We start from the raw sequence: 11,544 nt of genomic DNA on the forward strand, positions 1-11,544 counted from the left end.
CTTGCGTGCCAGCGGGTCTGGAGCGCCCTGCTCGATTGCCTGCCAGTAGCGCCACGGCACCTTGGCCGAGCCCAGTTCGTAGTCCATGCCGTCCCAGTTATCTTCTCGGAAGCTGTAGAAGGCCCAGTGCAACCGGTGGCGATCCAGCACGCTGAGCACGTCTTCCAGGTATTGCCGGCAGCCCGGCAGCCTGCGCATACAGCCGAACTCGCCCACCACCAATCGCGAGCGGGGCACGTTCATGGCCGCGGCCCAGTCCAGCGGATGGCGCAGGTATTGCGCCACACGCTGGCCACCCCACTGCTGCGTCTGCCCCGCGAACGGTGCCGGGCCGGGATAGGCGATGGGCTGCTTGCGCGTCATGTTCGGTGCACTGGTCACCAGATAGGGCTCGTACATGTGCACGCTGTACAGCACCCGCTGGTCTTCCAGAGGTGCCGGCCAGTAACCGAAGGCGTCGGCGGCGGCGAACCAGCCGGCATCGAGCATGACCGGCGTATCCGCGTCCTCCTCACGAATGGCCGCTATCAACTGCCGATACAGGGCTGGCAGATCACGCGCACTGCCCTGCCGCCGTGCATACCACTGCTGCATTTGCCCTGGGTCGGCATGCTCGGCCAGGCCACCTTGCTTCTCCGGGGCGGGCTCGTTGACCAGGTTGTAGGCGGCGATAGCCGGGTGATCTTTCAGCTCACGGGCCAGATCCCGCCAGAAGGCCGCAGCCTGCAACCAGTAGCGTTTGTCCTGCCAAAGGCGGTCGTCGAACTGGCCCTGGTTGTTTTGCGACCAGCGCATGCCGGGTAGCGAGAGCGGTGCGATGACCACCTTGAGGCCGGCCTGATGGGCGCGATCGAGGGTGGCTCGCAGCGTGGCCAGGTCGGCCGCAGACAGGCCTTGAAAGGCGTCGGCATCGCCGAGGAGGAAGTCGCGTTCCGCCGGCTGCCATTTGTCGTAGGACAGCCGCACCCAGGTTGCGCCATAACCGCTCAAGGCGTCGAAGTAGGCTTGATCAGGCGGCAGCCGGTTGAAGCTGTTGCCACCGTGGCGGGGGGTGTTCCAGAAAGCCATGAGATCGGCTGCCATGGCAGCAGACCCCATCGCCAACAAAAACGCAGCGAGAATGACATGACGCATGGTGCCGACACTCCTCGACAGTTTGCGGGAGGGGCAAGCATACGCCAGTGAAAAGATGCCGGTTCTTGCTGATTTTTTCAGGAATTTACCGACACGTTAGGCTCAGAAACGCCCTACAGAAACATCCTGCTTGCGCGGTTACTTGCAGGAGCAAGGCTCAGAGGCCCAACGCCAACCCCAGCACCACGGCCAGTTCGAGCAACTCCAGCATTGCACCAGCGGTATCGCCGGTAGTCCCGCCCAGGCGCCGGCACATCAGTTGTCGCAACCAGGCAAACACCGCCAACGCCAGCACCACGACCCACCCGCCCAGGACCAGACAAAAAAGCACACAGCCCAGCAGCACCCAGCCGGCCGCATGCCGGGGCAGGTGCTCGGCCAGCGCTTGCCCCAAACCACCCTGCCGTACATAAGGCGTACTCAGGAACAACCCAAGCATCGCCGCCCGCCCGATCAACGGTGCCAGTAGCAACTGCGCACCAGTGCCCTGCTCGACCAGCACCCACAACGCGCAGAACTTCAGCAACAGCACCAGCACCAGCGTAACCACGGCAATCGGCCCGCTACGCGGGTCCTTCATGATCAGCAGGGTGCGTTCGCGGTCACCGAAACCACCCAGCCAGGCGTCGGCGCTGTCCGCCAGGCCATCCAGATGCAACGCGCCACTGAGCAACACCCACAACGTCAGCAGCAGGGCCGCGTGCAGCGGCGTCGGTGTGCCCTGCAGCAGGTGGCTGGCCAGCCACAGCAACAGGCCGAACAGCAACCCGACCAGCGGGTAGCAGAGCAGCGAGCGCCCCACCTCACGCGGCGCCGGCATGCCCGGCAGACTCACCGGCAGGCTGCTGAGAAACTGCAAGGCAATCCACAACGGCAACATTTCAGCGCCCCTCGACCAACTGGCCGTCGTCACCCGACACCAATCGCATCAGCGCAGCGTGGCCGACTTCGACCTGCAGCAACTGTGCCCTGGGCAAGCCACGAGCACGGGCCAGTAACAGCCGCATCACGCCGCCATGGGTGACCAGCAGCACACGCTTGCCAGCATGCTGACGGCTCAGGCGCTCGACAGCCGCCAGTACACGCTCGGCGAACGCCTCGACCGGCTCGCCATTGGGCGGTGTAAACGCGTAAGGGTCCGCCCAGAAGCGCCCCAGCGCGTCCGCCTGGTCTTCCATGATCTGCGCCGCGCTACGGCCCTCCCAGTCGCCAAAATGCAGCTCCTGCAACGCCGCTTCGCGCTGTACCGGCAGGTTCAGCCGCTCGCCCAGCTCCTCGGCAAAACGTGCGCAGCGCTGCAGCGGAGAACTGACCAACACCTCCCAAGGCCCGGCCTCGGCCACGGCGCCACGCATCTGCGCCCAGCCCTTGTCGGTCAAGGCATCATCAAGGCTGCCACGCAAGCCGCCCTGTTCCGTTTCGCCATGGCGCAGCAAGTCGAGGATCATGCCGGGCGGTCCGCCACTGCAGCCTCGGCGAAGGTCGCCATCTGCCCATGCAACGCACAGGCCAGGCGCAACAGCGGTACGGCCAGGGCAGCCCCACTGCCCTCGCCCAGACGCAGGCCCAGGGCCAGCAACGGCTCGGCCTGCAACGCGTCGAGCACAGCTTTGTGCCCAGGCTCTGCGCCTTGGTGGGCGAACAGCAGCCAAGCCCGGCACTGCGGGTTGAGGCGCACCGCCAGCAGCGCGGCGACGCTGCAAATGAAGCCGTCCACCAGCACCGCGACACCCGCCTGCGCACAACCAATGTAGGCACCGGCAAGGGCCGCGATCTCGAAACCACCGACACAGCCCAGTGCCTGCAATGGATCGTTGGCGTTCAGGCCATGCAGGCTCAGCGCCCGTTCGATGACCTCGGCCTTGTGCCGCACCCCGGCGTGGTCCAGGCCGGTACCCGGGCCACTCAACTCAGCCGGCGGGCAACCCAGCAAGACGCTGGCCAGGGCAGCGGCAGCCGTGGTGTTGCCAATACCCATCTCGCCACCGATGAACAGCTGCGCGCCCTGTTCGGCGGCGCGCAGGGCACTATCGCGGCCAGCCTGCAGGGCGGCCTGCAGCTGCCCCCCGGTCATCGCTGGCTGGCGGGCGAAGTTGGCGGTACCGGCACCCAGGCGCAGATGGCGCACGCCAGGCAGTTCCAGGTGCGGGTCGATGGTGCCCAGGTCGACCACTTCCAGGCTTGCCTGCAGCTGGCGCGCCAGCACGCTGATGGCCGCGCCACCACCGACGAAGTTGCGCAACATCTGCCCGGTCACCGCTTGCGGGTAGGCCGAAATACCTTCCTCGACCACACCGTGGTCACCGGCAAAGATGCTGATTGCGGCGTGATCCAAGGTCGGCCTTTCACACCCCTGCAGGCCGGCCAGTTGTATGGCCAAACCTTCAAGCTGGCCGAGCGAACCGGCAGGTTTGGTCAGCTGCTGCTGACGGGCGCGGGCCTGGTCCATGGCGGCGTTGTCGAGGGGTTGGCAGGCGTCACGCCACCAGGCTTGGGTCATAGTGCAGGTCCTTTGAGCATTAGGGGCAGGCCGGCCACGGTCAGCACCACACGCTGACAGCGTTCGGCCACGGCCTGGTGCAGCCAGCCAGCCAGGTCGACATAGCGCCGGGTCAGCTCGCCCATGGGCACGACGCCCAGGCCGGTTTCGTTACTGACCAGAATGACCGTGCCCGGCAACTGTTCCAGGCAGGCCAGCAGCGCATCGCGCTCCTCGGCCAGGCGCTGGTCGTCTTCGAGCATCAGCAGGTTGGTCAGCCACAGGGTCAGGCAATCCACCAGAAGGCAGCGCCCTTCGGCCGCTTCGGCGCGCAGTGCCGCGGCCAGGGCCAGAGGTTCTTCGATCAACCCCCAGTCATCGGGGCGACGCTGGCGGTGCAGCAGCACGCGTTCGTTCATTTCACCATCCAGCGGCTGGCTGGTGGCGATGTAGGTCACCGGCAGGCCACTGGCGCTGGCCAACTGTTCGGCCAGGCGGCTCTTGCCCGAGCGGGCGCCGCCGAGGATCAGGTTGAGCATGTCAGGCCACCCCACAGAGCTGGCGCAGGCGCGCGGTGTCCAGGTGCTTTTCCACCAGGTCGGCCAGGCGCTCGATATCGCGTTCGCGCAGGGCCTGGTAATCGACGGCCTGCACATCATCCAGCCCAGCCCAGCGCAGCAGCGCCGCGCACGACTGGCTGCCTTCGAACAGGCCGTGCAGGTAGGTGGCAAGTATCTGGCCATCGGCGCTGACAGCACCATCGCAACGGCCATCGGCAAGTTGCACGGCTGGCTGCTCCAGGGCAGGCCCGGTGGTGACGCCGGCATGAATTTCATAACCGGCAACCGGGGCTGCTTCCAGGTTCAGCGTGCCGGCAACGTTGCGTAGTTGCTTCTCGGCTTCGAGCACCGTGGCGTAATCGAGCAGGCCAAGCCCCGGACTGGAGCCGGCGACCCCTTCGAGACCAAGCGGGTCATGCACTTCGCGGCCCAGCATCTGCAGGCCACCGCAGATCCCGATCAGCTTGCCGCCATAGCGCAGGTGCCGGTCGATGGCCTTGTCCCAACCACGCTCACGCAGTTGCGCCAGGTCGCCGCGCACACTCTTGGACCCGGGCAGGATGATCAGGTCGGCGGCCGGTATCGGCTGGCCCGGGCCAATGAACTGCAGGTCCACCTGGGGGTGCAGGCGCAGTGGGTCGAAGTCGGTATGGTTGCTGATACGCGGCAGCACCGGGACGATCACCTTGAGCACGCGCTCGGCCTTTGCCCCCTGGCGTGCGTCGATGCCGTCTTCGGCTTCCAGATGCAGGTCGTTAACATACGGCAGCACGCCCAGTACCGGCTTGCCGGTGCGCTGCTCCAGCCAGTCCAGCCCCGGCTGCAGCAAGGCGATGTCGCCGCGGAAGCGGTTGATGACAAAGCCCTTTACCCGCGCCTGCTCACTGGGCGACAGCAGTTCCAGAGTGCCGACCAGATGGGCGAAAACACCACCACGATTGATGTCGGCAACCAGGATCACCGGGCAGTCCACCGCTTCGGCAAAGCCCATGTTGGCAATGTCCCCGGCACGCAGGTTGATCTCCGCTGGCGAGCCCGCACCTTCGACCATGACCACCGGCCAGGCAGCATTCAGGCGCTGGTGCGAAGCCAGCACCGCCTGCATGGCGATAGCCTTGTAGTCGTGGTAGGCCACCGCGTTCATGCTGGTGACGGCGCGGCCATGGATGATCACCTGGGCGCCGGTATCGCTGTTGGGCTTGAGCAGCACCGGGTTCATGTCGGTATGCGGTTGCAGGCGGCAGGCCTGGGCCTGCACTGCCTGGGCCCGGCCGATTTCACCGCCGTCGGCGGTCACCGCGCTGTTCAGCGCCATGTTCTGCGGCTTGAACGGCACCACGCCAACGCCCTGGCGCAACAGCCAGCGGCACAGCGCGGTCACCAGCGTGCTTTTGCCGGCGTCGGAGGTGGTGCCTTGCACCATGAGGGTGGTCATGCCATTTCCTTCTGATAGGCCGCCAGGGCCTGGGCCAGGCGCTGTTCGTCGGCCGCACAGGCTGGCAGCCCCAGGCGTATTGCCGGCGGGTGCTCGAACAGCCGCACCAGGATGCCGTGGCGGGCGAGAAAGTCATGCAGTTGCGCAGCCTGCTCGCTGCGGACGTACTGGAACAGGTCGCAACCGCCGCTGGGCGCCAGGCCGGCGCTACGCAACAGCACCGCCAGCCGCCGGCTGGCTGCAGCGCAGCGTTCGACCTGCACACGCTGAGCGTCGTGGTCGGCCAGGCTGGCCTGGGCCAGCACTCGGGTCGGGCCATTGACGGTCCACGGCCCAAGCAACTCGGCCAGGTGCAGCAGCAGGCTGCGTTCGGCGGCAACGAACCCCAGGCGCACGCCAGCCAGGCCGAAGAACTTGCCGAACGAGCGCAGCACTATCAGCCCCGGGCGCTCGGCACAATCGACCACGCTTTGCGCCGGGGTGTTGTCCATGAACGCTTCGTCGACCAGCAGCCAGCCACCGCGGGCGGCCAGGCGGGCGTGCCAATCCAGCAGGCGTTCACGCGGCACCCGGCGGCCGGTGGGGTTGTTGGGGTTGACCAGCACCAGTACGTCGAGGCTGTCGAGCGTCGCCTCGACCTGCGCTTCGTCCAGCTCCAGCAACTGATGCCCCGCCCGTTGCCAGGCGTATGGGTGCTCGGCATAGCAAGGTGTCAACACCCCTACCCGGCCGGCTGCGCGCAACAGCGGCAAGGCCTGGATCGCGGCCTGGGAACCGGCCACTGCCAGCAATTGGCGTGCGCCGTAATACGCACGCGCGGCGTCCTCCAGGCCGTCCTCGGTCTCCGGCAGGCGCGCCCAGGCCTCCATTGGAATCGGTGGAATCGGGAAAGGCCATGGCGCAATGCCGCTGGACAGGTCGAGCCACTGCTCGCGAGCGATGCCGTATTGCCGTACCGCCCGCAGCAGGCGGCCTCCGTGTTCAAGCATTGATATAGGCCCCCAGGCAGATCACCAGCAGCCACAGCCATACGCCGCGCTGCACCAGGCCCCAACCGCGTTCGATGGCGTCGGCGTCGGCCATTGGCCCGTCACCCAGGCGTGGCCGCTCATGCAGTTCGCCGTGGTACACCGCCGGGCCACCGAGTTCCACACCTAACGCACCTGCACCGGCGGCCATCACCGGCCCGGCATTGGGGCTGTCCCACAGCGGGCCCTGCTTGCGCCAGCAGGCCAGGGCCAGGCGGGTCTTGCCCAGCAGCGCGTAGGTCAACGCCACCAGCCTGGCAGGAATATAGTTGAGCACATCGTCGACGCGCGCCGCGCACCAGCCGAAGCGTTCGAAGCGCTCGTTGCGATAGCCCCACATGGCATCCAGGGTGTTGCTCAGGCGGTACAGCACCACGCCCGGCGCGCCTGCGACCACGAACCAGAACAGCGCGGCGAATACCGCATCGCTGCCATTCTCCAGCACCGATTCGGTGGCCGCCCGGGCCACCGCAGGTTCGTCCAGTTCGCGGGTTTCGCGGCTGACCAGGTAGCCCACACGGCGCCGTGCTTCTTGCAGGTCACCCTGGCGCAAGGCACTGGCCACCGGCAACACGTGCTCGCCCAGGCTGCGCAGCCCGACGGCGCAGTACAGCGCCAGCACGTCGACCAGCCAGCCGATGTACGGCAGCCAAGACAGGATCAGTGCCACCAGGGTAAGCGGCACCACGGCCAGGAACCATGCGCTTACCCCGTGGCTGCGCCAGCCGCGCCCTCCGGCATTCAGGCGGCGCTCGAGGTTACCGGCCATGTTGCCGAAGGCCACCAGCGGGTGGCGCCGCTGCGGTTCGCCCAGCAGGGCATCCAGGGCCACCCCTGCCACGGTCAGCAAGGCCACGCTCATTGGCGCTCTCCCCATTGGTTCTCAAAGAGCATTTCACTCAAGGGCCGTTCCTCGGCCCAGTTTTCCAGCACCAGCATCGGTGCCGGGTAGAACTCGGTCACCGGCCCCAGGCACAGCACCGCGACCGGCTTGGCCCCGGTCGGCATGCCCAGCAGCGTCGCCAGCGCCTGCGGGTCGAACAGCGACACCCAGCCCATGCCCAGGCCTTCGCCACGGGCTGCCAGCCACAGGTTCTGGATGGCGCAGGCCAGCGAGGCCAGGTCCATTTCCGGCAGGGTGCGGCGGCCGAAGATATGCGGCTCGCGGTTGTCCATCAGGGCGGCCACCAGCAGCTCGGCGCAGTCGTTGATGCCTTCCACCTTCAGCTTCATGAAGGCGTCGGAACGTTCGCCCAAAGCTTCGGCGGTAAGCACCCGCTCTGCTTCCACCAAGGCCTGGATGCGCGCACGCAGGTCGCGCCGGGTGATGCGGATGAAACGCCAGGGCTGCATCAGCCCGACGCTGGGCGCCTGGTGCGCGGCAGCCAACAGGCGGCCCAGCACTTCCGGGGCCACTTCGCCACCGGCGAAATGGCGCATGTCACGGCGTTCGCCGATGGCCCGGTAGATCGCGGCGCGCTCGGCGTCGCTGTAGGCGTGTTCGCTCATGGTCGCAATAGCGCCGCCGCCGCGTCCGGGTTGGAGGGGAAGTAGAAGTGCACGTAGGACGCCGTCAGCCGACCCAGGCGGTAAACCGCTTCGTTGCCACGCCCGCCGTTAGGGCTCAGGCCACGCGCAATCGGCTGCAGTGCGGTATTGGTCAGCGAATGGTGATAGGTGTGCCCGCGCAAGGTGCCTTCCGGCAGCTCCACCGCCTGCAGGGCCAAGGCAGCCAGGCGCTTCTGCATGGTTGCCTCGCCAGGCAGCAGGCCAAGCAGTTCGGCACGCTCGCCGGCCACGTCGGTCAGGGCATCGAGCAGGTACAACATGCCGCCGCACTCGGCCAGCAACGGTTTGCCCTGGGCGTGGTGGGCGCGTATAGCCTCGCTCATCGGCGCATTGGCGGCCAGGGCGTGGTGGTGCAGCTCGGGATAACCGCCCGGCAGATACAGGCTGTCCACTGCCGGCAGTTCGCGGTCGTGCAGCGGCGAGAAGAACTCGAGCTGTGCGCCCAGGTTGCGCAGCAGGTCGAGGTTGGCGCCATAGGTGAAGGCGAAGGCCTCGTCCCGCGCCACGCCAATGCGCACACCGGCCAACGAGGCAGTACTGGCTTGCGGCTCGGGTTCGGCAAAGCTCACTGGCGGCGGCAAGGCAGCATCGCAACTGGCGCCAAGCGCCTCGGCAGCGGCATCCAGGCGCATGTCCAGGTCGTTCAGCTCACTGGCCTGGACCAGCCCCAGGTGGCGGCTGGGCAGCTCTATACCACGCTCGCGGGACAAGCCGCCGTACCAGCGCAGGCCCTCGGTCAGGCTACCTTCCAGCAGTTGCGCGTGGCGCAGGCTACCCACCCGGTTGGCCAGCACACCGGCAAACGGCAGGTCAGCCTGGTAACGTGCCAGGCCCAGGGCCAGGGCGCCGAATGTCTGGGCCATGGCCGTGCCGTCGATCACCGCCAGCACCGGCACCCCGAAGTGGCGCGCCAGGTCGGCGCTGGACGGCGTGCCGTCGAACAGCCCCATCACCCCTTCGATCAGGATCAGGTCGGCCTCGCCGGCGGCTTCCCACAGCAGGCGGCGGCTTTCCTCGGCGCCGATCATCCACAGGTCGAGCTGGTACACCGGCGCGCCGCTGGCCCGCTCGAGGATCATCGGGTCGAGAAAGTCGGGCCCGCACTTGAACACCCGCACCTTGCGCCCGAGGTTGCGGTGCAGGCGGGCCAGGGCGGCGGTGACGGTGGTCTTGCCCTGGCCAGAGGCCGGTGCCGCGATCAGCACGGCGGGGCAATGGCGCTGACTCACAGTTCCACGCCCTTCTGTGCACGGATGCCAGCCTGGAACGCGTGCTTGAGCATGCCCATCTCGGTCACGGTGTCGGCCAGTTCGATCATCTCGGGTTTCGCGGCACGGCCAGTGACGATCACATGCTGCATTGGTGGGCGGGCCTGGATGTCGGACAGCACCTGGTCAAGGTCGAGGTAGCCGTGCTTGAGGGCGATGTTCAGTTCATCGAGCACCACGAACTGCACGCTCGGGTCTTGCAGCAACTGGCGCGACACGGCCCAGGCAGCTTCGGCGGCAGCGATGTCGCGCTGGCGGTCCTGGGTTTCCCAGGTAAAGCCTTCGCCCATCACGTGGTAGCGCACCTGCTCGGGGAAGCGGCGGAAGAACAGCTCCTCGCCGGTGCTGTTGCGGCCTTTGATGAACTGCACCACACCGCACTGCATGCCATGGCCCAGGGCGCGTGCGAGCATACCGAAAGCCGAGCTGCTCTTGCCCTTGCCATTGCCGGTCAGCACCAGCAGCAGCCCGCATTCGTTTGGGGAATTGGCGATGCGTTCGTCGATGATCGCCTTCTTGCGCTGCATGCGCGCCAGGTGGCGTTCGTCGCGTTCGGTGGATTCGCTCATCAGGGTTCTCCGCTGGCTGGCGCCACGGCAACGCGCGGCGACAGGTAAAAGGCGGGCACACGGAGAACGCGCAGGGGCCGTGGCCGTACGCCACGGTGCACCGCGCATCACCCTCCGTGATGCCGTTGGCAGTATCAGGCCGGTCTCCGGGCTTGTGAGCGGGTCTTGGCCCAAGCCTGCGCGCCTTCCCGGGTGCTGACACCCAGTGGCCCTGCGCGGCCGCGACTCACCTACCGTTGCGGGGGCAGCGCCGGAATCGCGCCATGCTGGCACCCACCGGCTTCCCAGTTTCACCCTGCCCAGTCGGGGCTGGCAGGGCACCTGAAACACGCGCGAAGGTTAGAGGGTTGCACCGGGAGCGTCAATCGAAGCAGGCCGCTTTGCAGTCGAACAGGCACGGCCTGGGTAATGGCCAATTCACCTGGTTGTGCCACACTTGAGACAGTGATATCACATAGCCATCATTTTCGGCTGAACGCGATTACAACGATAACAGGAGAGCGCAGCATGCGAGGCCAGATCATCAACAACCCGCGCCTGGAGTTTCTCGCCCCGGTGCTGGAGCGCTGGGGCGACTGCATCGACCGCTTCAACCGGTTTGCTGGCGATGCGGAAGCACCTTACTGGCATGGCGCCGCCGCCAATACCGGGCTGCTTGCCGCAGCGGCGTGGCAGGCTGAACTGGCGGCGCTGCAGCAGTTTGCCGGCAAGAAGCAGCGCGACGAAGGCGAACACGAAGGGCGCTGCGATCTGTCGATCAGCAGTGCCGATGAAGCGCTGTACCTCAGTGTCAGCCAGCGCTGGCCAAAAATCGCCCGGCTGGACATGGCCGAAGCCCTGCAGCAGACCGCTGCCCTCGCGCGCCAGGTGGCCTACCCCAGCCAGTTGAAGGCCGGGGCGCTGTTCATCAGCCCGTGGAAGGCTGGCCAGCATACCAGCCCCGAGGAACTGCAGGACCTGGTCGACGATCTGCAGAAACATACCGCCTGTGCCATCGCCTGGTACTTCCCGTATGCCTATCGCAAGTTGCACAACGAGCTGGGGCAGTATTTCCCGGGGGTGGCGTTGTTGCTCAAGCAGGCTTGAATCGACTCCGGCTCGGGCCGGGCGACGTGGCTTCTGTGGGAGCGGGCGTGCCCGCGAAGAATCCAGCGCGGTGGCTGGCACCGGCTGCGCCGGTGTTCGCGGGCGCGCCCGCTCCCACAGAGCCCCATTTAAGTTTCCTGTCGTAGTGAAGCGAGCCACCGCAGGTGCCCCACGCACAGCCATCATGAGGAGTCAATCCCGATTACTGGTATTACACGGCTGCGGTTTCTGACGTTTTTTGCTCTCGCACTTGCTCTTGCTCTTGCTCTTGCTCTTGCTCTTGCTCTTGCTCTTGCTCTTGCTCTTGCTCTTGCTCTTGCTCTTGCTCTTGCTCTTGATCTTGATCTTCGCGACTTCAGGAGGCCGAGCAGAGGTCTTGCGGAGGGAGGTGACGGGCATGGATGCCCGTCAAGCGC

General features: G+C 66.6%; 13 protein-coding genes and 1 riboswitch. Of the genes, 1 reads left to right on the forward strand and 12 read right to left on the reverse strand.

The genetic code is table 11. The features are described 5' to 3' along the window. From ACK1U9_RS23365 to cobO, 11 genes are all read right to left on the reverse strand, one after another. The coding region (locus tag ACK1U9_RS23365; RefSeq protein WP_449110216.1) for a glycoside hydrolase family 5 protein at positions 1 to 1,068 on the reverse strand (1,068 nt) is incomplete at its 3' end. Positions 1,069 to 1,291: 223 nt separating this feature from the next. Continuing rightward, positions 1,292 to 2,014, reverse strand: a complete 723-nt coding sequence (locus ACK1U9_RS23370) for an adenosylcobinamide-GDP ribazoletransferase (protein WP_046617185.1) — start codon at positions 2,012 to 2,014, stop codon at positions 1,292 to 1,294. A 1-nt stretch (position 2,015) separates the two neighbouring features. Further along, complete coding sequence (locus tag ACK1U9_RS23375) at positions 2,016 to 2,582, reverse strand: histidine phosphatase family protein (RefSeq protein WP_046617184.1); 567 nt, start codon at positions 2,580 to 2,582, stop codon at positions 2,016 to 2,018. Beyond that, the gene (gene cobT / locus ACK1U9_RS23380) at positions 2,579 to 3,634 is read right to left on the reverse strand and encodes a nicotinate-nucleotide--dimethylbenzimidazole phosphoribosyltransferase (protein ID WP_085602051.1); all 1,056 of its coding nucleotides are present in this window, start codon (positions 3,632 to 3,634) and stop codon (positions 2,579 to 2,581) included. The genes ACK1U9_RS23375 and cobT overlap by 4 nt, the downstream gene beginning before the upstream one ends. Continuing rightward, a complete protein-coding gene (cobU, locus tag ACK1U9_RS23385) occupies positions 3,631 to 4,152 on the reverse strand; it encodes a bifunctional adenosylcobinamide kinase/adenosylcobinamide-phosphate guanylyltransferase (protein WP_108481923.1) in 522 nt (173 codons plus the stop codon). Before cobU ends, cobT begins: the two co-directional genes overlap by 4 nt. Position 4,153: 1 nt before the next feature. Next, positions 4,154 to 5,608 carry a cobyric acid synthase gene (locus ACK1U9_RS23390; RefSeq protein WP_108481924.1) on the reverse strand — a complete coding sequence of 485 codons (1,455 nt, stop codon included), beginning with the start codon at positions 5,606 to 5,608 and terminating at the stop codon, positions 4,154 to 4,156. Further along, complete coding sequence (gene cobD / locus ACK1U9_RS23395; RefSeq protein WP_046617180.1) at positions 5,605 to 6,597, reverse strand: threonine-phosphate decarboxylase CobD; 993 nt, start codon at positions 6,595 to 6,597, stop codon at positions 5,605 to 5,607. Before cobD ends, ACK1U9_RS23390 begins: the two co-directional genes overlap by 4 nt. Then, positions 6,590 to 7,498, reverse strand: a complete 909-nt coding sequence (gene cbiB / locus ACK1U9_RS23400; RefSeq protein WP_085593447.1) for an adenosylcobinamide-phosphate synthase CbiB — start codon at positions 7,496 to 7,498, stop codon at positions 6,590 to 6,592. Before cbiB ends, cobD begins: the two co-directional genes overlap by 8 nt. Further along, positions 7,495 to 8,145, reverse strand: coding sequence for a 5,6-dimethylbenzimidazole synthase (bluB, locus tag ACK1U9_RS23405; RefSeq protein ID WP_085602054.1), 651 nt, complete (start codon positions 8,143 to 8,145; stop codon positions 7,495 to 7,497). Before bluB ends, cbiB begins: the two co-directional genes overlap by 4 nt. Further along, on the reverse strand, positions 8,142 to 9,434 hold the full coding sequence (locus ACK1U9_RS23410) for a cobyrinate a,c-diamide synthase (RefSeq protein ID WP_085602055.1): 1,293 nt from the start codon (positions 9,432 to 9,434) through the stop codon (positions 8,142 to 8,144). The genes bluB and ACK1U9_RS23410 overlap by 4 nt, the downstream gene beginning before the upstream one ends. Further along, on the reverse strand, positions 9,431 to 10,042 hold the full coding sequence (gene cobO / locus ACK1U9_RS23415; RefSeq protein ID WP_013971375.1) for a cob(I)yrinic acid a,c-diamide adenosyltransferase: 612 nt from the start codon (positions 10,040 to 10,042) through the stop codon (positions 9,431 to 9,433). The genes ACK1U9_RS23410 and cobO overlap by 4 nt, the downstream gene beginning before the upstream one ends. Before the next feature lie 120 nt (positions 10,043 to 10,162). Further along, positions 10,163 to 10,382: riboswitch (cobalamin riboswitch) on the reverse strand. A 167-nt stretch (positions 10,383 to 10,549) separates the two neighbouring features. Here cobO and ACK1U9_RS23420 point away from each other — a divergent pair. Next, positions 10,550 to 11,128, forward strand: coding sequence for a hypothetical protein (locus ACK1U9_RS23420; protein WP_108481925.1), 579 nt, complete (start codon positions 10,550 to 10,552; stop codon positions 11,126 to 11,128). A gap of 192 nt (positions 11,129 to 11,320) precedes the next feature. Here ACK1U9_RS23420 and ACK1U9_RS23425 read toward each other — a convergent pair whose 3' ends face one another. Beyond that, positions 11,321 to 11,527 (reverse strand): hypothetical protein, encoded by a 207-nt coding sequence (locus tag ACK1U9_RS23425; protein ID WP_449110214.1) that lies wholly within the window; start codon positions 11,525 to 11,527, stop codon positions 11,321 to 11,323. Positions 11,528 to 11,544: the final 17 nt, after the last annotated feature.

The sequence above is a fragment of the Pseudomonas sp. XP1 genome (assembly GCF_053557675.1).